This window comes from Pediococcus claussenii ATCC BAA-344 (assembly GCF_000237995.1).
In the GTDB taxonomy this organism is placed as follows: domain Bacteria; phylum Bacillota; class Bacilli; order Lactobacillales; family Lactobacillaceae; genus Pediococcus; species Pediococcus claussenii.
In genome coordinates this window covers 1343128-1364109 of sequence record NC_016605.1, presented here as the reverse complement: position 1 = coordinate 1364109, position 20982 = coordinate 1343128, and the positions used below count along the sequence as shown (strand labels likewise).

Here is a 20982-nt window from a genome sequence, read left to right as displayed (position 1 = left end):
TTAAAAAATGAAAAGTTATCGATATCGAGATTTAACAATCACTTCGCTGAATGAGGAACAAGAATTAGTAACAAGCACGGATATTAGTTCTGGATTTGGTGAAATGGCCAATGATTTAATTCACTGTTCATTGGAAACTACGGCTTCTTTCACCTTACGAACTACATTATTGGAACTAATTGCTTATGGTGCGACGCCGATTAGTATCATTGATGATCTAAGTTTAAAATTCCTTCCGAATGGTGAACGAGTAATTAAACGTTTGCAGTCGGACTTAAATGAAATCGGATATGATCAAATTCCAATTAACGGTAGTACAGAAGATAATCTTAAAATTGATCTTACCTCGGTTAGTGTTACAGCAAATGGATTAGCGAAACCTAAGGAACAAATTAAAGGCGCGGAGTTTGCAGTTTTTCAATTGGGTACTCCGTTAGTTGGAGAAGCCGTCCTCAATAGTTTGGATAAAGTGTTTACGGTAAAACGTGCGTTAGAAATTCGTAACGATGCCTTGATTTGTGACATGATCCCAGTTGGATCACAGGGAATTGGTCATGAAATTTCTGTTTTAGCGAAGGAATACAAATTGAATTCAATAGTTAAAACAAAGTCTGATTTAAATTTATCGGCAGGTCCCTCAACCGTTTTACTTGTAGTTAGCGCCAATGTTGATCGCACTGAGGTAGAGGACAACTTTCCAGATTTAAAATATATTGCACGAATGAAGCGGTGAAATAATGAATTTAACAATGGTAACGGGTGGATCACGTAGCGGAAAGTCGGAATTTGCTGAGAATATGTTCAACACGGAACAGCCAGTTTGTTACGTAGCAACCAGTCGAACGGATTTTTTTGATCAGGAAATGGAACAGCGAATTAAGATACATCAAAAACGTCGACCGGATACTTGGGAAACTAAAGAAGAATATAAAAATTTAGGACAATTAATCGTCGATACACCTTGTTCTTATTTCTTAATTGATGATGCGACAAACCTAACAACTAATCTTTTTTTTGATATTTTGGCGCGCATCAATAAATCAAATGATTTAGATGATGTGTTTGCAGAAAGCCTGTCACATACCGAAGTTGAACAGATAACAAAGAAAATTATGATTGAGTGGAATCGAATTTTTGAACTTACTCAAAATATTGATAAGAAAGTTGTCATTGTTACTAATGAAGTGGGGCTAGGTATTGTTCCCGCCACCAAATTAACTAGAATCCTGCGAGATATTTATGGATCGGTCAACCAATTAATTGCACAAAAGTCTGAAACGGTTTGGATTGTTGTGAGTGGACTACCCCTAAAAATAAAGGAAGGATAGGTTGAGGAAAATCGGAATCTTAAATGCATTAATTATTTACTTTCAATTTTTTACCCGAATTCCAATTAATAAAATGTTTAAAGACCCACAAAGAGAATTTAATCGTGGTATGCAGTATCTAACAATATTTGGACTGGTACTCGGAGTTATCGAAGCGGCAATTTTTTATTTAGTAACGTTTTTATTTCCAGTCTGGTTCGCATGGATTTTGATTCTCATTTTTGATGGGATTTTAACGGGGGGGTTCCATTTAGATGCTGTAGCTGATACCGCAGATGGAATGTTTTCTTCGCGAAGTGCTGATAAAATTCACGCGATTATGAAGGATAGTCGCTTAGGAACGATGGGGGCGCTCGCCTTAATTTTTTATTATATATCAATGATTGGCTGTGCAGTTATTATCAGTCAACATTTTGGTGTTTTAACCAATGTGTTGTTGGTTGCGATCACCATTATGAACACAAAAACTGGAATCAGTCTTGTTTTCTTTAATATAAAAAATGCGGACGCTGAAAATGGTCTTTTAAAAAGCTGGGGCCACATTTCAAAGGGTAAAATGCTTTTTGATATTGGCGTTTTCTTAATTGTTACTGGAGCAGCATTGGGTCTTAAGGGGCTAATTGCAGCTATTCTTAGTTTCTTATTTGTTCCAGTGTATAAAAATTGGATTTATAAACGGATTGGAGGGTTCACCGGTGATACCGTGGGGGCCTTTGCTGATATTTATCAAGTGATTTTTTTGCTTAGTTTTTTGGTGGTGATACGTCTATGGATATTATTTTAATTCGACACGGTCAGACTGATTATAATTTACAAAAAAAATTTTACGGTTCAGCGGATGTGCCACTTAATCAAAATGGTATTGAAGATGCACAAAAATTAAAAGATATTTTTCAAAAAAACGCGATTCAGTTTGATAGGGTCTACTTTAGTCCATTAAAAAGAGCGGTTGAGACAATGGAAACCTGTGTGAATAAATCGGCTGTCCGCATTAAAATGTCTAATTTGGTTGAAAAAAGTTTTGGTCACTGGGAGGGTCTTGATGCCAATCAAATTGAGAGTAAGTATCCAGTTGAATGGCAAAAATGGATTAATGATCCATTTAAAGTCACCCCAAGAGGAGCTGAAAAATTTGATTCTTTTGTCAAACGAGTTCAGCAGTCCACTGATTACTTAATTAATGACGCGCAAGTACATCAAGCTAAGACGATCTTGATAGTGACACATCTCGGAGTTTTACGAGTCATTGATCAGTATTGGAATGATCCTCAGGATGTTTTTTGGAATATTCAATACAAGTCAGGAAAGTACACGATTTATCAAATGACTAATCGAATTCCCAAATTAATGATAAGGAATATTGGATGATGGCAATTTTAATTACACGTAATATAAGCGAAGTTAATGAAGAGTTGCGGAGTGAATTGAAAGACATACCAGTGACCTATTTAAGCCTTAAGCGTATCGAACCGATCACTTTAAAAGTTGCAACGGAGAAATTAATTCGTTCAACTGATTATCTTGTTTTGACCAGTTTAGAAGCGGCTAAAATCATGATTAATGAAGATCTGATTGAAGATTTTAATAAAGAGTTGTTTGTTCTTAGTAACCACATTGCAAGGCTATGTGAAGCGAATGGATTCAAAAATATTATAGTTGCACAGAGTGAAAATCGAAAAAGCGTGTTGGAATCGGTCAAAATAATCAACCAGCAATCAGTGCATGGAGTTTTTTTAAAAGGGAATTTAGCTCCGATGATTGAGCAGGAAGGCTTGATGAATATCGATATTTATCGGAATACTTGGAGCAAAAAAGATCAAGATCGAGCAAATGAATCGTTAAAATATCCTGGGTATACCCAAGTGCTGATTACAAGTTCTTCTGCTGTTAAACGCTTTGCTCAATTAGAAAAACGAAATGTTTCTAAATTTGTAGGTGCAGATTTTTTTTCATTGGGGGATGCTACTTATCGGCAAATTAAGCAATTTGGTTTCAATGCGATCCCGCCTGTAAAGTGCGTTCCAGTTTTAAAAGAAACATTGAAACAAATGAATAATTTGAGAAAAGAAAGGGATTAAATGAAATGAAAGCGATGATCGTTTATGCAACTATTACCGGCAATAATCAGACAGTTGCAGATATCTTAAATGACCAGTTGACAAGCCGTGGAGTTGATGTTGATGAAATTGAAATTTCACAGGCGGACCCGACCGATTATCGAAATTATGACTTATGTCTGATGTGCGTTTATACATATGATGAGGGAGCATTGCCGGAAGAAGGACTTGATTTTTATGAGGATTTAGCCGGTGTCAATTTAAGCGGTAAGCTCTTTTGTGTAATGGGGTCTGGTGATACTTTTTATGAAGAATTTTACAATGTTGCAGTTGATAAATTTACTAAAGTATTTGAGCAAACTGGCGCGAAGCAGGGTGCCCAAAATTTAAAGATTGAGCTAGAACCGGATGAACAAGATGTTATGAAAATTGATCAAATAGCGGATGAGTTAGTAAAAGCTATTAAGGCAAAGGAGTAATGATATGAAAATATACACTAGAGCCGGCGATAAAGGGAAGACACAAGTCATTGGTCATGAAGTAATGTACAAGTCTAACAAAAGGGTTGTGTCATACGGAACTATTGATGAGTTGAACTCATTGGTTGGACAGACTCGTGCAAACTTATCAAAAGCCAATAAAGGGTTGGACGAGGAATTAGAAGAAATACAACAAATTTTATTTGACTGTGGTCATGACTTAGCCATCTCGTCTAAGAAAGAGGGCATTCCGTTTATGATCACTAAAGAATTAGGGTATGTGGCTAAGTTGGAGGATTTAATTGATAAATATACGGAACCTTTACCAAAAATCAAAAAATTTATTTTGCCTGCTGGATCTCCGACGGCTGCCGCATTACAGGTTGACCGGACTGTAACGAGGCGTGCAGAAAGAACAATTGTGGATTTAATGCAGGGTGAACCAGTTAATGACGAAGTTTTACGATTTATTAATCGACTATCTGACTATTTTTTTACAGTTGCTCGGTACGCCAATTTAAATGATAACGGTACAGAAACTTTGTACAGGAATAGTAAAAATATTTTTAGATGATTGGAGAAAAGATTATGAACACGAAACGATTAACTTTATTAGCACTTCTGATAGCACTTTGTGTGGTCGGAGCAAACATTAAGGTAATGGGTTCAGTGGCATTTGATTCAATGCCAGCCTTCTTTGGCACGTTGGTATTGGGACCCGTTCTGGGTGGCGTACTCGGTTTGCTGGGGCATTTAGTATCAGCAGGATTATCAGGGTTCCCGTTGACACTTCCAGTTCATCTTGTGATTGCTGGAATTATGTTTTTAACAATGTTAGCGTATGGCTATTTAAGAAAGGGAGTAAAAGGGAATACCTTTATAAGGGTTTTAATTTCCGACGTAGTTGCCTATGCGATTAATGTTCCGCTATCACTAGTGTTTCTTTATCCAATTCTAAAACAAGCAGTTTTTGCGTATTTCTTTCCATTAACTATTGCATCAATCGCTAATATAGTTGTTGCTGAAATTGTTTTTGCAGTTATCCGCCAGGCAAGGCCTAAAATGATTGCTAATTTTCAAAAGTGATGTGAGGTACAAACAATGTCAGTTATTAATCACGGTGGAAGAGGACAGCAGATTGACCCAGATCTGTTAGATTTTAGTGCCAATATTAACCCAATTGGGGTTCCCTTAGAACTAAAGAGAAAGATAAGCGCGAACCTTAATCAACTAATTTATTATCCTGATCCTGATTACTGCGGATTAAGGAAGCAGATTGCTGCAGCTTACAAACTAGATTTTAAAAATATATGGGTTGGAAATGGATCAGTTAGTTTAATTTATGAGGCCGTGAGAGTTTTGAATGTTCGAACGGCGTTAGTATTTGCTCCCACGTTTGGTGAATATGAGGCAGCAATGAGAAAGATGGAAATTGATATTCGAACTTTTCAACTGAATAAACAACAGAGTTTTCAGTACAACGCAGACGAAATTATTAGTTATTTGAAACAAAATTCTGATATTGATTTCGTTTGTCTATGCAACCCCAATAACCCAACTGGTTCTATGATTAATACGAATGCAATAAGAATGATCGTAAATTATTGTAATGCAAATCATATTTGGCTCATGTTGGACGAAGCATTTAATGATTTTTTATTAGAAGATCGCCAAACTTTTTCTTTTGAACAGGATATACGTCCTCAGGATAAAGTGATTATCATTAAGTCGTTAACTAAATTCTACGCTATTCCAGGGATTAGGTTGGGAATTGCAGTTTGTCCATCTGCCGATTTGGTAACACGATTGAAAGAAAGAATGGAACCGTGGTCAGTTAACACTTTTGCAGCGTTGATTGATGAAAATATTATTAATGATTCAGACTATAAGCAGGCTACTGCTGAATGGTTGAAGACAGAAAAAGGGTATTTGGAGAGGGAGCTTTCCAAAATTAGAGATATAAACTTTTATTCATCTCAAGTTAACTTTTACCTCTTAAAATCACCAAGAATGGATTTAGCAAAGAAGTTAATGAGGAGAAAAGTATTGGTGCGGGATTGCTCTAATTTTAGAATGCTGGATAGTAGCTATATTCGTATTGCAGTTCGGAGTCATAGGGAAAATGAAGTGTTGATAAAAAGCCTGAAACAAATTTTGGAGAGTAGTTTATGAAGAAAGTATTGATTGCGGGAGTTAGTAGTGGATCTGGTAAAACTAGTGTAACCTTGGCTTTAATGAAAGCCCTTACTAAAAAGGGATATAACGTTCAACCTTATAAAATTGGGCCTGATTTTGTAGACACAAAGTTCCACACTCGAGTAACTGGAAATGATTCACGTAACATTGATGATTTTTTGGTTCCTGATGATGACACCTTAGCTTATCTATTTGATAGGGATACCAGCGATAAAGATATTGGAATCATTGAGGGTGTAATGGGACTTTATGACGGTCTTGGAACTGATAAAGATGCGCACTCAACAGCTGGTATGGCAAAAAAATTAGGACTGCCAGTGATCTTAGTTTTGAACGGAAGATCAATGTCAACTTCTGCAGCAGCTATTATTAAAGGATTTATTAATTTTGATTCAGCGGTTGATGTTGAAGCAGTCATTATCAACGGCGTTATGAGTGATAATCATTTTACTCTTATCAAAAAGGCTATCAACCGCTACTGTCCTGGTATTAGGGTTCTGGGATATCTACCTTTTCAAAAAGAATACTCGCTTCCTTCTCGCCAGTTAGGCCTAGTTCCAGACCAAGAAATTGAGGGCGTTGATCAAAAGATTGCAGGATTGGCCAACATATTGGAAAAACATGTTGATATAAATGATCTTTTGAAAGTCGCAGTCGAACATCAAGCATCGGATACTAACCAGTTTTGGAAGATGATACAAAAGGAGAATATCATTCCGATTAAACTTGGAATCGCATTGGATGATGCTTTTAATTTTTACTATAGTGATAATTTGAAATTATTAAGCGATGTGGGTATTCGGATTATTCCGTTTAGTCCAATAAAAGATCAAAGATTGCCTCAAGTTGATGCAATTTGGATTGGAGGCGGCTATCCCGAGGAATTTGCAGTTGAACTGGCTAGTAACCAAGCCATTCAGCACCAAATTAAGCAATATGTTTTAAATGGGAAACCATTATTTGCTGAGTGTGGGGGCTTGATGTACATGGGTGATAAGCTGATTGATAAAAAGCAAAACGAATTCAAAATGACTGGTATCCTTCCAGGGGTCAGTACGATGACTGAACGTTTGAAACAATTTGGGTACTGTAAAGCTATTCCCCAATCGGACTGTTTAATTGGTAAAACGGGAGTAACTGTGGTTGGCCATGAATTTCATCATTCAGTTTTTGAACCAGAAAGCGGGAAATTAAATCCGATTTTAAGCATAAGCAAACAGCGTGATGGAGAAATAGTTAAAAGTTGGACTGGTGGTTATCAATATCAAAAAATGTTTGCAAGCTATCTACATGTCCATTTTTATCAGAGCCCAGAATTCTTCGTTAACTTCTTAAAAGAATTGGGGGCAATTACCAAATGAGTGTGATCAGCATGACAGTATGTGGTTTTTTGTTAGACCTTTTAATTGGGGATCCATATAGCTGGCCCCATCCTGTTAAAGTGATTGGAAACTATATTCAAACAATCTTAAACTGGGTCTTTAAACTTAAACTAACTAATTTGCAAAAAAATTGGATGGGTATAGCAATGTGGATAAGCGTTGTGGTTCCTACTGGGTTAGTAATATGGGGAATTATGCGATTGGCTAATTTTAATGAATATATCTATTTAATTGTTGGAACATACTTCGCGTACACAGCAATTTCGGTGAAGGGGTTAGCGGTTGAAGCCCATAAAATAATGAAGTCTGTTCGAAGCGATAACTTAAGACAAGCTCGAAACCAATTAGGAATGATTGTGGGAAGAGAAACAAGTCAACTAACTGAAGAAGAAGTTTTAAAAGCCACGATTGAAACGGTCGCTGAAAACACATGTGATGGTGTAATCGCCCCATTGTGTTACTTACTGATTGGAGGACCAACTTTAGGATGGATATATAAGGCTGTTAATACACTTGATTCTATGGTCGGATATAAAAATGAAAAATTCCAATATATTGGAAAAGCATCAGCTATCATTGATGATTACTTCAATTATATTCCGGCTCGATTAACGTGGTTACTAATGGTAATGACCATCTCAATTATGCGATTAAATACGAAAGAAGCTATAACTGTGAGTTTGAGGGACAGGCGCAAACATAATAGTCCTAACAGTGCATTCTCTGAATCCGTTGTGGCCGGATCGTTAGAGTTGCAATTGGGGGGGCCACATATTTATTTTGGAACGATTGTATCTAAACCGTTTATTGGAAACCCCCAGAAAAAAACGACAACGATTGATGATGTTCAAAAGACGATTCAAATTTTGTATGGGACAGCCTTAATAGCGTTAATTATTTTTGGAACGATTCGATTTTTAATTAGTTTAAAGGAGACTGATATGAAAGACTACATTAAAATTTCCAAATCAGATTACAGATAAAAGCTTTGAGATGATTCATGATGAAATTAATCAGATTGATCCAACATACCATTTTAGTTCAGCAATTGAAGATGCGATTATTACTCGGGCAATTCATACAACGGCTGATTTTGATTATATGAATAGTTTGAGCTTTACGAATAAAGGCATTCAACGAGTTGCAAACGTTCTGCAAAATGGTGGAGAAATTTATACGGATACGACGATGGCACTATCTGGTATTAATAAACGTAAATTAAATGAATTAAATGTAAATTATCAATGTCTAATTGCTGATCCTAAAACATTTGAATTAGCGGCTAAAAAACATATTACACGCTCGATGGCAGCAATTGAAATGGCGGCGCAGTCTAATCGCGAAAAGATTTTTGTGATAGGAAATGCTCCCACCGCATTATATAAAATTTTAGAAATGCACGATCAGAACCAATTAGATGTCAGTGCAGTGGTAGGAGTTCCAGTTGGTTTTGTGGAGGCAAAGGAAAGTAAAATTGCGATGGATGAGAGCAGTATTCCATCGATCGTAAATATTGATCGAAAAGGTGGCAGTAATTTAGCAGCAGCAATTGTAAACGCAATTTTGTATAACTTGGATTTAGCTAGCGGTGAATAGAATGGATGAAAAAAATGACCAAAATTACGTTTATGATAACGGTCGTAAACTTCGCAAAGGTTTTACAACTGGAACTACGGCTACAGCGGCATCCGTTGCTGCAACTCAAATCCTACTGAATCAAAAGCCACTTGATGAAATTGCTGTGCAAGCCGCTAATGGTCAAATTGCCAAATTCAATATTGATAGTGTTGAGTTTAATCAAGAATTTGCTAAGGTGGGCATAAAAAAAGATGGCGGCGATGATCAAGATGCGACAGATGGAATGATGGTGTATTCAAGAGTCACACTTCGCATAGACAATGAGATTACGATTGATGGTGGGGAAGGAGTTGGCCGTGTCACTCAAAAAGGATTGGCTAATCCACCTGGTATGGCGGCTATCAATCCAACTCCACGTAAAATGATCCGACAGTCTGTACGAGAAATACTGGGAAAAAAGCAGGGAGCAGATATTATTATTTCGGCTCCTGAAGGTGTAGAAATCGCTAAACTTACTTATAATCCTAAACTCGGAATTGTAGGGGGGGTTTCGATTTTAGGCACTAGTGGCATTGTGGTTCCAATGTCGGAAGAGAGTTGGAAACATTCTATTTCGATTGAACTCAATATCCATCATGAAAAGGGCGAAAAAGAAATTATTTTGACACCTGGAAATTATGGCGAAGATTTTACACGAGACTATTTAAAAATTCCGTTAGATAAGCAAGTTCAAATGAGCAACTTTGTTGGTTACGTTTTGCACGAGGTACAGCGAATTGGGTTTGAAAAATGTTTAATGGTTGGTGATCTCGGAAAATTTATTAAAGTGTCAGCTGGGATATTTTCAACGCACAGTAAGGATGCGGATGCTCGTGCAGAAGTGATGGTAGCAAATTTAGCACTACTTGGAGCCCCAAAGGAACTGTTGGAACAGGTTTATAGCTGCTTAACCACAATTGCGATGATCGATTTGATCAATCAAGCTGGGTACCAGGCTGTTTATCAACAGATTGTTGATAAGATTAAATACCGATGCGAAAAACTGTTAGCTCACCGATCTCCTCGTGTTGATTTTGATGTTGTACTTTTCTCAGGTAAAGATTTCTTGGCATCAACCAAAAAAGTGGATGAATTGAGGAGTGACTGGCAATGATTCAAATTGTTGGGATTGGGCCTGGTGAGCAGGACTTAATTTTACCGAATGCAAAAGAGAAAATTGAAGATGCTGATGTTGTGATTGGTAGCCCGCGTCAGCTGGGTTTATTTCAAGTTAAGCATGAAATGAAATTGCCAAAGCTGGCGGAATTGAAATTGTTTTTAGAGCAAAACACCAGTAAAAATATAGTATTACTTGCTTCAGGCGATCCAAATTTATATGGGATTGCTAATTGGGCACGAAGGGAATTTGGGAAAAACATAGTTAACGTAGTTCCCGGAATAAGCTCAATTCAGTATATGTTTAATCGGGTGGGAATTGCGATGAACGATTCGTTCTTAACTAGCAGTCACGGACGGCATCCAGACTTTGATTTTTTGTTGCAACATGTAACCGTTGGTATGGTAACAGATGAAAATCTAGGACCATTTGAAATTGCACAGGAGATTTTGAAGCGAAAGCAGAGAAGATTGATTTATATAGGAGAACAATTGAGTTCAGCTGATGAGCAAATTAGTTGTTATCCTGCTGAACAAGTTCCAAAAAAAAAATTCAAGATGAATGTGGTGTTAATAACAAATGAATGATGATCAATTTTTACGAAATAAAGTTCCAATGACCAAAGCGGAAGTTCGAAGTGTCAGTATTGAACGATTAGCATTGGGCCATAAGAAAAGCATGCTAGATATCGGTTCTGGAACTGGAAGCGTCAGTATTCAAGCATCACTTGAATATCCTAACTTGAAAGTGACTGCTGTAGAGAAAAATCCAGATGGAATTGCAATCATGCGGGAAAATCTAAAGAAATTTAATATTAAAAATATTGAACTAATGTCAGGGACCGCACCTACGGATCTTCCGGATCAAAATTTTGATTCAATTTTTGTTGGAGGATCTGGCGGTGAGTTAGGCGAAATTATTGAATATAGCTTTGAACATCTCAATAAAAATGGATGCTTGGTATTAAATTTCATTTTGCTGGAAAATGCGATTGAGGCAACTCAATTGCTGGAAAAATCTGTGTTTAGTGATTTACAGGTTTCACGGATTGAAGTTTCACACATTAAAAAATTAGGGAAGGGGCACTTTTTTGTGCCTCAAAACCCCACAATAATAATTAGTGCACGAAAGGATGGAGAATAATGTCAATTATCAGTTTTGTAGGAGCAGGCCCTGGAGACCCAGAATTAATCACCCTTAAGGGATATAGAAAGTTGCATGAGGCTGACGTGGTAATTTACGCGGGTTCATTAATTAACCTTGCCTTATTAGACTATTGTAAAGATGGGGCAGAGCTTTACAATAGTGCTTCAATGAATTTAGATCAAATAATTGATCAAATGGAAGCATCTATAAAAGAAAATAAAAATGTTGTTCGTCTTCAAACTGGCGATTTTTCAATTTATGGTTCGGTTAGAGAACAAATTGAAGAAATTAAAAAAAGAAATCTTGAATTTGAATTTATTCCAGGCGTAAGTTCTTTCTTAGGAGCCGCATCAAGTATGCAATTTGAATATACTGTTCCTCAGATTTCACAGAGTGTAGTTATTACTCGTATGTCAGGGCGGACTCCGGTTCCTGAACGTGAATCAATTAAATCATTTGCAAGACACCAAACTTCAATGGCCATCTTTTTGTCAGTAAGCGGTATTGATAACGTTGTAAATGATTTGATTGAAGGAGGATATAAAAAATCAACCCCAGCGGCGGTAATTTATAAAGCCACATGGCCTGATGAGTTGACAATTAAGGGGACCTTGGAAAACATTGCTAAAAAGGTTGAAGATGCAGGTGTTAAGAAGACAGCGTTAATCCTTGTAGGCGATTTCTTGGGCAAATCGTATAACTATTCACACCTTTATGATCCAACGTTTACCCATGAATTTAGAAAAGGAATTGAAAATGACTAAGGAAAATATTGCAGTGTTTGCAATTACTGGGAATGGCTTGAAGCAAGCGGAAAGAATTCAAAAAGTCCTCGTTGATGATTACAATGTCCAATTATTTATACCGGCTAGATTACAAACAGATATTTTAGCTAATTGGATCCAAAAAGGGGATTTTAAGGCAACTCTTCAAACTCAATTTAAAGCAGTAAGCTGCTTAATTTTAATTATGGCATCTGGGATTGCTGTTCGTTCGATTGCACCTGTTCTAGAGGATAAAACAAAGGATCCAGCTGTTTTGGTGGTTGATGAAGAGGCTAATCATGTTATTAGTCTTTTGTCGGGCCACGTTGGAGGTGCTAATCGTTGGGCAAAATTGTTGGCGGAACAATTAGAATCGGATCCGGTTATCACCACTGCCACCGATACTCAGAAAGTGGCTGCACTGGATAATTTGGCCAAGGATCTAAATGGTTGGTACGCTAATTTTAAAGACAATACTAAGTTAATTAATCGCAAATTAGTTGAACGGGACACAGTTTATCTTTTTATTGAGGACTATCTAAAAGGTATGGTTGAAACGTTGAAGGGTTTTACAATTATTGAACGTGATCAGATTCAGGAAATTACCGAGGAACCAATTGTGGTTGTTTCAGACAGAACGAATTTTGATAAAGCTGAAAACCTTATTCAAGTTGTACCAAAAGTTAATGTTTTAGGGGTTGGGTGTCGAAAGAATGTAACAATTGAAATGATGCAAAATACATTTGTGACATTTATGCGAAAAAATCAGCTGGCTTGGAGATCCATTCAAAAAATTACGTCAATTGATATTAAGCAGTATGAACCAGCGGTTCAATATTTAGCACAAACTTTGAATACTGAACTGGTATTTAATTCGGCTGAGGAGCTTAAAACAGTGGATCAAAATTATGCTGGTTCCGATTTTGTACGTAAGACGGTTGGGGTTGGAAACGTGGCTTCAAGTTCAGCACATTTTCAGACACAACACCATGTTGTTGTAGATCAATTTCACGAAAATCAAATAACGATGAGTATCGGAAGATAGGGGAGATTAATTTATATGTTGTACATAGTAGGGATTGGACCAGGCTCACGTGATATTATGACCCAAGAAGCTATTAGAGCAATCAAACAGTCCGAAGTAATAGTTGGTTATAAAACGTACCTTAAAGTAATAGAAGATATGCTTCAAGGAAAAGAAACTGTTAGCAATGGTATGCGTGGAGAAGTTGAACGGTGTCAAAAGGCAATTAAAATTGCTAAAAAAGGAAAAACGGTTGCAATGATTTCAAGTGGCGATGCCGGTATTTATGGAATGGCAGGTCTGATTTTAGAGTTAGTTGATAAAGAGGATGCTGAGATTGAAATTAAAGTGATTCCTGGGGTTACAGCTAGCATTGCAGCCGCCGCTAAACTCGGTGCTCCTTTGATGAATGATTTTTGCCATATTAGTTTAAGCGACCATATGACACCATGGAAGGTGATTAAAAGCCGTATTGATGCCGCGGCCAAAGCCGATTTTGTGATTTGCTTGTATAACCCACGAAGTAGTGAAAGGCCTGAACTGTTAAAAGAAGCGATGGATATTATTACCAAGTACAAATCGGACGAAACTGTGGTTGGAATTGGTAAGGATGTAGCCCGTGTAAACGAGACTGAAAAAGTAACAACAATTAAAGAACTTAACTATGAAGAAATTAATATGACAACTATTGTTTTAGTTGGTAATAAGCATACGTATATTGCAAATGATCGAATGATCACACCACGAGGATATGAAATATGATTTTAGTAATGGGTGGTACAACTGAAAGCTTGGAAATTGCGGATGTACTTGAAGGAATTAAGGTCGAATTCATACTCTCAGTGGTTTCTGACTACGGTAAGGTGCTTGCAAATCAACACCATGGTCGCGTGATTGCACGTGCAATGGATGAAGCGGCATTGGAAGAGTACATCAAAGTAGAACATATCAATTTAGTGATCGATGCGACACATCCCTTTGCAAAAGTGGCTTCCCAAAATGCGATCGAAGCAACGGGGCGGTTAAATATAAAGTATATTCGTTTTGAAAGGCCCAACAATTATGAATCTGATCAAAATATTAGATTATTTAATACAGTTGAGGATGCCTGCAATGGATTACGGAAAACAGAAGGAACGATTTATTTAACGACTGGTAGTAAAACGGTTGAAGATTACGTCAATGCATTAGGAATTGAACGCATTCATGCTCGTGTGTTACCAGTACCATCCGTAGTTAGTAAGTTAACCGACGTTGGATTACGGGCCGATCAAATTGATGGCATGCGGGGACCCTTTTCGGAACAACTTAACGTTCAAATGCTAAAGCATGCTGATGCAAGTGCACTGGTTACAAAAGAAAGCGGGTTACAAGGCGGTATTAATGAAAAAATTGCCGCTTGCCAGGAACTAAACATTCCATGTTTCATCATCAAACGACCTCAGTTAGATTATCCACATATGGTTTCATCTGTTTCAGAATTAATGAAGGAATTGGGGTAAGTGTAATGGCAAAGGTTGGAAAAGTGGCGTTAGTTGGTGCAGGGCCAGGAGATCCCAACCTGCTAACCGGGTTAGCACAACAGAAGATTATGAATGCGGATGTGATTCTTTTTGATCGTCTAGTGGATCCAAGTATTGTTTCGATGGCAAATTCGAGTGCCAAGCTAATTGATGTTGGTAAGCTACCTCATCATCATCTTGTTAAACAGTCACAGACTAATCAAATGTTAGTTGACTTAGCTAAGCAAGGGTTACAGGTAGTACGCCTTAAGGCTGGTGATCCGTTTATTTTTGGACGGGGAGGCGAGGAAGCACAATTTCTGATTAAAAATAACGTTAGTTTTGAAGTGGTGCCTGGAATAACAAGTGCACTGGGCGGACTTACTGCGGTTGATATTCCGGCCACACATCGAGACTTCTCCTCTAGTGTACATATAATTTCTGCTCATTTAAAGGGTGACCAAAGTAATTTAAACTGGGCGAATTTAGCCCAAATGGAAGGTACTCTAATATTTTTAATGGGAATGGAGAACTTACCGTTCATTGTGTCGGAATTAGTTAAAAATGGCAAAGATAAGAATTGTCCAGTTGCAATTATTCAGTGGGCAACTCAGTGGCGTCAAAAATCTGTGTTTGGTTCATTAGCAAACATTGAAGACATTGTTGAGGAACAACATGTTGCTTCGCCCAGTATTATTGCGATCGGAAATGTTGTTCAATTGCACGAAGAACTATTTCGAATAAAAAAAATGGATCATCAACGCTTTATAATTGCAGCGGGCGGTAATAAGGATTTAATTGATGAATTACGAGGTCAGGGAGCTGGAGTTTTAACCTTTAGCGATGACTACCAATATCAGGCTGACCGACTGAATTTAAGTATGCTAGTTAAACAGCATCGTTTAATTTTTGATAATCACGTTGCTAGTGACCTCTTCATTGATTTCGTTACTCAACAAGGAGTTGATATGCGTCGTTTCAGCGAAAGTGAAATAGTGGCAACATCTCAGCAATTGGCAGAATATTTGGCTCAAAAAATGATTGCAGTTGACCGGGTAGTCCCCATGGCGGACATTGGAGCGGAAGATGGCAGTTTAGTTGCCGAAAATGAAGTTAAGTATGGTGCATCGGTAAAAAACATTATTCAAATCGGTATTACACCCCGTAGTGACGATTTAGATTATGGTGATGCTGACGTTACTATGTTGATAACTAATCTTAGTTCAGTAGATAATGTGGTCTCGTTTTTGAGGTTACACTGGCCAAATGAATGGTCAAAAATAAAAATAGTTGTCGAATCGGCGGACAGGGCTAGTTTTCTACGAGAACAGGGATTTAGAAATGTTAAAGAACTTTCTGAAATTACGATTGACACAGTGGTTGATAGATTTGGAGGTAACAAATGAGTAAAAATGCAATTGTAGTTGTTAGTTTTGGGACAACTTTTAAAGAAGCTCGCGAAAAAGATATTTTAGCAACCGAACAGGCTATCCAAAATTATTTTAGTGAATACGACATATTTAGAGCATTTACATCAAATATTGTAATAAAGCGAATTAAAGCTAATGAAGGAATTACAGTCCCAACATTACACGAAGTTTTGAAAGAATTAACGCAACAATTATATCAAAAAGTGATTATTCAACCTCTTCATATTATTCCCGGACATGAATTTCAATTAGTTTTAGAACAAGCAGATATCTTTGCAAATCAGTTTAGTCAAATCTCAGTGGGACGTCCTCTACTGGATAATTTTACTGACTATCGGACGGTGTCAAACTATTTAGCACAGCAGAAGAGTCTAGCATTGGATGAAGCAGTTTTGTTTATGGGACACGGTACTGATTCTAAAGAGGCTTTTGCGGCATACGCATGTTTAGATCACATGTTGTTAGAAACCCAGCATTATGTTGGAACAGTTGAAGGTTATCCAACAATTGAGGATGAAATTGAGAGATTGAAACGGGATCATATGGAAAAGGTAACTATGATTCCGTTTATGTTAGTGGCAGGGGATCACGCCAATAACGATATGGCTTCAAGCAATGAAAATTCATGGGCTTCTAAGTTAAAAAAAGAAGGATTTACTGTAGAGTCAGAATTGAAAGGCTTAGGGGAATCCGAAACAATTCAAAAGCTTTTTGTTAAGCATGTTAGACAAGCTATCAGAGAGGTGGAAAATGAGTAAGTTATTTGGAATCGGAGTTGGACCAGGAGACCCGCAGTTACTCACCGTAAAGGCAATTGAAACAATTAAGCTATTAGATGTGTTATACACGCCGACAGCTCGAAATAATAAACCAAGTACGGCATTTCGAATCGCAGATCAGTATATCCCAAAAGAAATTGATGTTAAGAAACGTAAATTTCCAATGACGAATAATTGGCATGAAAAAAGAAAAAGTTGGAATTTGATTGCACAAGAAATGGTCACAGATGTAAAACAGGGTAAGAACGTTGGATTTTTAACATTAGGAGATCCATCGGTTTATAGCACATTTAGCTACATTCAGGAATTGGTAGATGATCAAATTAAAATTGAAATTATTGCCGGTATCTCATCATTCTCGCAGATTGCTGCGATATCGAAAATGCCATTAATGCTGGATGATGAAAGTTTGATTGTAGTTCCAGCCAATACTAAGCAAGTGCACCTAGAACAGTTAATTGAAATTGGTGAGAATATTGTTGTGATGAAGGTGGCAATTAACTATCCGAAACTGTTTGCGTTTCTCAAAGACAGTGCATTATTGGATCAAGCATACTTAATTTCAAATGCTTCAATGGAAACGGAACAAGTAATTAATTTGCAGGATTGTGATGGAACAGAGGATTTGCCATACTTTACCACGATGCTAATTAAAAAAGAGGGTAAGGATAAGTGAAAAAAGGAATTTTAGTCGTTACTTTTGGAACAACTAGTCTTAAGGCGCGACAAGCTACAACCAATAAAATTATAAAGAAAGCAAAGGAACAGTTTCCTGATTTTTTGGTACAAGGAGCTTTTACTTCTCGCAAAGTGATGGATAAGATTAGTAATCAGGAGCATACAAACATTGAGTATCTTGATGACGCTATTCAAAAACTGAAGCAAAAGGAATGCCGAGAATTATATGTTGAACCATTGTATCTGACAGAAAGCAACGATTTAGCAAAATTGCAAACGGTTATTCACGGATATGATGCAGATTTTCAAAAAATTGTTTTTGGAGATCCACTATTAACCACAGTTAATGACTTTAAAGACTTTGCCATTTTTTTGAATAGTGTCGGTGATTTAAAGTTGGATGAAGGAAACTTATTTATTGGTCACGGCACCGCTAAGAGTAACCGTTTCATTTTACATACCACCCTAGATTATATGATGCTTGATACTAATTCATTTGTAGGAACCGTTGAAAGTTATCCCGATTTAGGCTCAATTATGCAACGAATGCGTATAAAAAACATTCAAAGGGTTCATCTTTACCCGTTAATGCTCGTTGCCGGCATTCATGCTAGTAAAGACATTGTTTCAGGGGAAAAGGGAACTTGGAATAAGATGCTGATGGACGGCGGATTTGAAACAACCGGCCAGTTGATTGGATTGGGTGAATATGAGTTTGTTCAAAATAAGTTTATTTCAAATTTAAAACGGGTGGTTGAAGTGAGTCGTTAGTATTTTTGAAAGGAGGTGACTAACATGACAGAATTGGAAAAATTAAGTGGATTAACAAGTAATAATGAAATGAATAAGTCTCAGAATCTAATGACATCTGCAATGATGACTAGTGGAATTACCACGACTTCCGGACTTAAGATGACAACTGCATCGAAATAAGTAGTTGTAACATTCATTTCAATACTTACAAAGCCGTTTTCAGCTAATTAACGCTAGTTGTAAATGGCTTATTTTAGAGGGCAAAATGAAAAATGAGCTAGTATTTTCCAAATTTTCCGCAGTGGTTGCGGAACAATATTTAGATAAATTACATCAAATGATATGGGAACATCACTCGCTGTTAGTTAAGCCAATGCGATTACAGGAAACCATGATGAATGAAATAATGATTGAAATTGATACAATATGTAGACGCGCATTGGTTTACGAATTTAAGCAATTTGAAATGAGAACAACGGGGCAGTTAACTTTTCAGGAAGGTTCAACAAAATGCTTAATTCATTTTTGTAGTCAAATTAATTCATCATATGTTGCGAAGTTTATGCAGCGGTATGCATACCTAGATGGCCTAATAAAGCGAAGAATTCCTATGATTATTAATTTTGGCGGAAGTGTTCTCGAAGATTTTGATTCTGATCGTTTTCAATTGGGTCAAAAAATTCTGAATTGTACTGGAAGCCAACTTAGAATTGAAGATTTTAATTACCAACGTAATGACACTAGAAATGGTGCACAGAAGGTGTTAGTGATTATCACTAGTTTTGGTAAAATTGTATATAAACCACATCGTTTAAATAACGATATTTTCTTTGAAAAGATGTTAGGACTGCTGAATAAAAAAAGTGGGAAGAAAACCAAACTGGTCGGTGTAAAGTCAATTACGGTTGATTTGCACGGTTGGCAAGAATATATTAATCAGTCTGAATTTAAGGGCTCACCTTCAGAATATTATTATGAGTTTGGAATACTCGCTGCATGGGCTTGGCTATTTAAAATTGGAGATTTGCATAATGGAAATGTATTGCAAACTGCACAGGGAATCAGAGTTATTGATCTTGAAAATCTGATGACAAATCAAATTTCAGATGAGTCGTCTGAGAAAATTGGTGACTGTTACAGCAATTTTATTCGGGATTCTGTGCTTGGCAGTCTACTTTTACCACTCCATATTAAGTTTTACAACGAAACGATTGACTATTCCGGTTTTAGAGGTAGTAAAGAACAATACATAAAAGTAAATCAGTTAGTAGATTTAGGAACGGATAATCTTCGTTTTGATTTCACGGAAAAACGGATTATTAAAAATGATTTAGAGTTAAAGAATGAACCGGTGGTTAGGTATCAGAAGGTAATTAATCAGGGATTTATTATTGGTGTCCAGTTTATACAGGAACATTTATCAGAAGTAAAAAGATTACTTGACGGTACTTACAGCCGTCAACTTGTGGCTTCGTCCGATTTTTATAAGAAATTGCAAGGAAATATGACACATCCCAAGTATGCAACTTCAATGGAGCAAGTAAATGGCTTAATTGGTATGCAGGTTGAATTTAGCAACTTGGATAATCAAAAAATTTTGACCGATTTGAAAAACTATGATATTCCCTACCAAGAATGTGAAATTAACGAAAAAGATATTAATTATTTAATTTTTCAAGTTAGTAAAATTACACCATTTCAAATTGATCAACAGCTTGAGTTAATCAGGTGTGCACTGAAAACATTAGAAGAATCGCCTGCACAAGCAAAGGTAACAAGTGACATAACGAATGTTAAGCAACGAATTTTTAAAATGGACTTTGAACATAGTATTTTGTTCATATCACAGTTCAATGAGGATCAACGATTAATAATGGCACCGATTGATTGTTCTTTATGGGTCGGTTTAGGTGAGATTGAAAATATTTTATTGTTTTCTGATAGAAATAATACCGATTTAGTTCAACGAACCTTAAAAACTGTTCTGGAAATGTATCCAGTTGAACAGTTAATCGCTGAGGGCCTACTCAGTGGTTATAACGGGGTTGGGGCTTATCTTTTAGTTCTTGCACACCTCAAATCAAAGTGGGCAATACAGCAGATGCATTTGATTTTAAATGAATTGCTACACAGTGAATTATTGATCCAGGATTGGAGTTTCTTTGAAGGTGCAGGGTCGTTAGTTTGGATTGTTTTTCAGTTAGCAGCACATACGGATTTTAAAAAACAATGTTCGAAATTACTTGTTATGCTTAAAAAGCAATTTGATGTGAAGAAAGTTAAGTCTCGAATTGAAAAAAAATTAATTGTAATTTGTTTAGGAAAGATTGTTGATAGAAGAGATTTGCCCAGGAATATTAATTATCCAATTCGTGGAAGCGTTCGTGAGGGTGTTTTATTAGTTAACTTGAGTAGTATTAAAAGTTCAAATTATCTAGAAGAATATTTAAAAAAGGCATGGGGTAAACAGGCGTTTAAGGTGCCTACTAAAAATGATTCGATTCAGAACGGATTGATAGGCAAACTTTTAGTTGCAAAACGGTTAGATTACTATGGTAAAAAGAAAGAACAGAAAAAACGGGAATTGATGGCTAGAATTGATGCAAAAAATCCACGGGTGCTTGGAGAAACTTGGGGAGTTGGATATGCTGGATTGCAATATTATTTGCTTGCAGAGCAAACAGGAAATGCGGATTTATTATTTTGTAAAGTAGGATGGGATGACTGACG

25 protein-coding genes are annotated in these 20982 nt (G+C 36.8%); all 25 read left to right on the top strand.

The genetic code is table 11. The features are described from left to right. Positions 1–7 precede the first annotated feature (7 nt). The 25 genes from PECL_RS06780 (at position 8) to PECL_RS06665 (ending at position 20980) form a co-directional block, all read left to right on the top strand. Positions 8–733, top strand: a complete 726-nt coding sequence (locus tag PECL_RS06780) for a hypothetical protein (protein ID WP_014215830.1) — start codon at positions 8–10, stop codon at positions 731–733. A gap of 4 nt (positions 734–737) precedes the next feature. Further along, positions 738–1328, top strand: a complete 591-nt coding sequence (cobU, locus tag PECL_RS06775) for a bifunctional adenosylcobinamide kinase/adenosylcobinamide-phosphate guanylyltransferase (RefSeq protein ID WP_014215829.1) — start codon at positions 738–740, stop codon at positions 1326–1328. A gap of 1 nt (position 1329) precedes the next feature. Next, positions 1330–2112 carry an adenosylcobinamide-GDP ribazoletransferase gene (gene cobS / locus PECL_RS06770; RefSeq protein ID WP_014215828.1) on the top strand — a complete coding sequence of 261 codons (783 nt, stop codon included), beginning with the start codon at positions 1330–1332 and terminating at the stop codon, positions 2110–2112. Then, positions 2097–2696 (top strand): histidine phosphatase family protein, encoded by a 600-nt coding sequence (locus tag PECL_RS06765; RefSeq protein ID WP_014215827.1) that lies wholly within the window; start codon positions 2097–2099, stop codon positions 2694–2696. Before cobS ends, PECL_RS06765 begins: the two co-directional genes overlap by 16 nt. Further along, positions 2696–3406, top strand: a complete 711-nt coding sequence (locus tag PECL_RS06760) for a uroporphyrinogen-III synthase (protein ID WP_041534643.1) — start codon at positions 2696–2698, stop codon at positions 3404–3406. Before PECL_RS06765 ends, PECL_RS06760 begins: the two co-directional genes overlap by 1 nt. A 5-nt stretch (positions 3407–3411) precedes the next feature. Then, a complete protein-coding gene (locus PECL_RS06755) occupies positions 3412–3864 on the top strand; it encodes a flavodoxin (protein WP_014215825.1) in 453 nt (150 codons plus the stop codon). A 4-nt stretch (positions 3865–3868) separates the two neighbouring features. Beyond that, entirely contained in the window at positions 3869–4438 is a 570-nt protein-coding gene (locus tag PECL_RS06750; RefSeq protein WP_014215824.1) for a cob(I)yrinic acid a,c-diamide adenosyltransferase, read from the top strand. Positions 4439–4452: 14 nt separating this feature from the next. Continuing rightward, entirely contained in the window at positions 4453–4950 is a 498-nt protein-coding gene (locus PECL_RS06745) for an ECF transporter S component (protein ID WP_041534642.1), read from the top strand. Positions 4951–4965: 15 nt separating this feature from the next. After that, a complete protein-coding gene (locus PECL_RS06740; protein WP_014215822.1) occupies positions 4966–6036 on the top strand; it encodes a pyridoxal phosphate-dependent aminotransferase in 1071 nt (356 codons plus the stop codon). Beyond that, positions 6033–7421 (top strand): cobyrinate a,c-diamide synthase, encoded by a 1389-nt coding sequence (locus PECL_RS06735; protein ID WP_014215821.1) that lies wholly within the window; start codon positions 6033–6035, stop codon positions 7419–7421. Before PECL_RS06740 ends, PECL_RS06735 begins: the two co-directional genes overlap by 4 nt. Further along, a complete protein-coding gene (cbiB, locus tag PECL_RS06730; RefSeq protein ID WP_014215820.1) occupies positions 7418–8425 on the top strand; it encodes an adenosylcobinamide-phosphate synthase CbiB in 1008 nt (335 codons plus the stop codon). Before PECL_RS06735 ends, cbiB begins: the two co-directional genes overlap by 4 nt. Positions 8426–8435: 10 nt before the next feature. Then, positions 8436–9038, top strand: coding sequence for a precorrin-8X methylmutase (locus PECL_RS06725; protein ID WP_014215819.1), 603 nt, complete (start codon positions 8436–8438; stop codon positions 9036–9038). Between the two features lies 1 nt (position 9039). Then, positions 9040–10173, top strand: a complete 1134-nt coding sequence (gene cbiD / locus PECL_RS06720) for a cobalt-precorrin-5B (C(1))-methyltransferase CbiD (RefSeq protein WP_014215818.1) — start codon at positions 9040–9042, stop codon at positions 10171–10173. Beyond that, entirely contained in the window at positions 10170–10763 is a 594-nt protein-coding gene (locus tag PECL_RS06715; protein WP_014215817.1) for a cobalt-precorrin-7 (C(5))-methyltransferase, read from the top strand. Before cbiD ends, PECL_RS06715 begins: the two co-directional genes overlap by 4 nt. Then, a complete protein-coding gene (locus PECL_RS06710; protein ID WP_014215816.1) occupies positions 10756–11319 on the top strand; it encodes a decarboxylating cobalt-precorrin-6B (C(15))-methyltransferase in 564 nt (187 codons plus the stop codon). The genes PECL_RS06715 and PECL_RS06710 overlap by 8 nt, the downstream gene beginning before the upstream one ends. Further along, positions 11319–12086, top strand: coding sequence for a cobalt-precorrin-4 methyltransferase (locus tag PECL_RS06705; RefSeq protein ID WP_014215815.1), 768 nt, complete (start codon positions 11319–11321; stop codon positions 12084–12086). Before PECL_RS06710 ends, PECL_RS06705 begins: the two co-directional genes overlap by 1 nt. After that, positions 12079–13131, top strand: coding sequence for a cobalt-precorrin 5A hydrolase (locus PECL_RS06700; RefSeq protein ID WP_014215814.1), 1053 nt, complete (start codon positions 12079–12081; stop codon positions 13129–13131). The genes PECL_RS06705 and PECL_RS06700 overlap by 8 nt, the downstream gene beginning before the upstream one ends. Before the next feature lie 15 nt (positions 13132–13146). Further along, positions 13147–13872 carry a precorrin-3B C(17)-methyltransferase gene (gene cobJ / locus PECL_RS06695; RefSeq protein ID WP_014215813.1) on the top strand — a complete coding sequence of 242 codons (726 nt, stop codon included), beginning with the start codon at positions 13147–13149 and terminating at the stop codon, positions 13870–13872. After that, positions 13869–14612, top strand: coding sequence for a precorrin-6A reductase (gene cobK, locus PECL_RS06690; RefSeq protein ID WP_014215812.1), 744 nt, complete (start codon positions 13869–13871; stop codon positions 14610–14612). The genes cobJ and cobK overlap by 4 nt, the downstream gene beginning before the upstream one ends. Before the next feature lie 5 nt (positions 14613–14617). Next, positions 14618–16018: a uroporphyrinogen-III C-methyltransferase gene (cobA, locus tag PECL_RS06685; RefSeq protein ID WP_014215811.1), complete on the top strand. Its 1401-nt coding sequence runs from the start codon at positions 14618–14620 to the stop codon at positions 16016–16018. Then, positions 16015–16800, top strand: a complete 786-nt coding sequence (locus PECL_RS06680; protein ID WP_014215810.1) for a sirohydrochlorin cobaltochelatase — start codon at positions 16015–16017, stop codon at positions 16798–16800. Before cobA ends, PECL_RS06680 begins: the two co-directional genes overlap by 4 nt. Continuing rightward, a complete protein-coding gene (locus tag PECL_RS06675; protein ID WP_014215809.1) occupies positions 16793–17497 on the top strand; it encodes a cobalt-factor II C(20)-methyltransferase in 705 nt (234 codons plus the stop codon). The genes PECL_RS06680 and PECL_RS06675 overlap by 8 nt, the downstream gene beginning before the upstream one ends. Next, complete coding sequence (locus PECL_RS06670) at positions 17494–18270, top strand: sirohydrochlorin cobaltochelatase (protein WP_014215808.1); 777 nt, start codon at positions 17494–17496, stop codon at positions 18268–18270. Before PECL_RS06675 ends, PECL_RS06670 begins: the two co-directional genes overlap by 4 nt. A 24-nt stretch (positions 18271–18294) precedes the next feature. Further along, positions 18295–18432 (top strand): hypothetical protein, encoded by a 138-nt coding sequence (locus PECL_RS10160; protein ID WP_156681823.1) that lies wholly within the window; start codon positions 18295–18297, stop codon positions 18430–18432. An 85-nt stretch (positions 18433–18517) separates the two neighbouring features. Continuing rightward, positions 18518–20980, top strand: a complete 2463-nt coding sequence (locus PECL_RS06665; RefSeq protein WP_014215807.1) for a type 2 lanthipeptide synthetase LanM — start codon at positions 18518–18520, stop codon at positions 20978–20980. The last annotated feature ends 2 nt before the right edge of the window (positions 20981–20982 follow it).

Excerpts from the sequence above, each read along its gene's own strand:
- cobU (WP_014215829.1), top strand. The coding sequence starts at position 738 with ATGAATTTAACAATGGTAACGGGTGGATCACGTAGCGGAAAGTCGGAA.
- PECL_RS06700 (WP_014215814.1), top strand. The coding sequence starts at position 12,079 with ATGACTAAGGAAAATATTGCAGTGTTTGCAATTACTGGGAATGGCTTG.
- PECL_RS06715 (WP_014215817.1), top strand. The coding sequence starts at position 10,170 with ATGATTCAAATTGTTGGGATTGGGCCTGGTGAGCAGGACTTAATTTTA.
- PECL_RS06765 (WP_014215827.1), top strand. The coding sequence starts at position 2,097 with ATGGATATTATTTTAATTCGACACGGTCAGACTGATTATAATTTACAA.
- PECL_RS06750 (WP_014215824.1), top strand. The coding sequence starts at position 3,869 with ATGAAAATATACACTAGAGCCGGCGATAAAGGGAAGACACAAGTCATT.
- PECL_RS06705 (WP_014215815.1), top strand. The coding sequence starts at position 11,319 with ATGTCAATTATCAGTTTTGTAGGAGCAGGCCCTGGAGACCCAGAATTA.
- PECL_RS06755 (WP_014215825.1), top strand. The coding sequence starts at position 3,412 with ATGAAAGCGATGATCGTTTATGCAACTATTACCGGCAATAATCAGACA.
- PECL_RS06780 (WP_014215830.1), top strand. The coding sequence starts at position 8 with ATGAAAAGTTATCGATATCGAGATTTAACAATCACTTCGCTGAATGAG.
- PECL_RS06680 (WP_014215810.1), top strand. The coding sequence starts at position 16,015 with ATGAGTAAAAATGCAATTGTAGTTGTTAGTTTTGGGACAACTTTTAAA.
- PECL_RS06665 (WP_014215807.1), top strand. The coding sequence starts at position 18,518 with ATGAAAAATGAGCTAGTATTTTCCAAATTTTCCGCAGTGGTTGCGGAA.
- PECL_RS06760 (WP_041534643.1), top strand. The coding sequence starts at position 2,696 with ATGGCAATTTTAATTACACGTAATATAAGCGAAGTTAATGAAGAGTTG.
- PECL_RS06740 (WP_014215822.1), top strand. The coding sequence starts at position 4,966 with ATGTCAGTTATTAATCACGGTGGAAGAGGACAGCAGATTGACCCAGAT.
- cbiD (WP_014215818.1), top strand. The coding sequence starts at position 9,040 with ATGGATGAAAAAAATGACCAAAATTACGTTTATGATAACGGTCGTAAA.
- PECL_RS06710 (WP_014215816.1), top strand. The coding sequence starts at position 10,756 with ATGAATGATGATCAATTTTTACGAAATAAAGTTCCAATGACCAAAGCG.
- cobJ (WP_014215813.1), top strand. The coding sequence starts at position 13,147 with ATGTTGTACATAGTAGGGATTGGACCAGGCTCACGTGATATTATGACC.
- cbiB (WP_014215820.1), top strand. The coding sequence starts at position 7,418 with ATGAGTGTGATCAGCATGACAGTATGTGGTTTTTTGTTAGACCTTTTA.
- PECL_RS06725 (WP_014215819.1), top strand. The coding sequence starts at position 8,436 with ATGATTCATGATGAAATTAATCAGATTGATCCAACATACCATTTTAGT.
- cobK (WP_014215812.1), top strand. The coding sequence starts at position 13,869 with ATGATTTTAGTAATGGGTGGTACAACTGAAAGCTTGGAAATTGCGGAT.
- PECL_RS06735 (WP_014215821.1), top strand. The coding sequence starts at position 6,033 with ATGAAGAAAGTATTGATTGCGGGAGTTAGTAGTGGATCTGGTAAAACT.
- PECL_RS06675 (WP_014215809.1), top strand. The coding sequence starts at position 16,793 with ATGAGTAAGTTATTTGGAATCGGAGTTGGACCAGGAGACCCGCAGTTA.
- PECL_RS10160 (WP_156681823.1), top strand. The coding sequence starts at position 18,295 with ATGACAGAATTGGAAAAATTAAGTGGATTAACAAGTAATAATGAAATG.
- cobA (WP_014215811.1), top strand. The coding sequence starts at position 14,618 with ATGGCAAAGGTTGGAAAAGTGGCGTTAGTTGGTGCAGGGCCAGGAGAT.
- PECL_RS06745 (WP_041534642.1), top strand. The coding sequence starts at position 4,453 with ATGAACACGAAACGATTAACTTTATTAGCACTTCTGATAGCACTTTGT.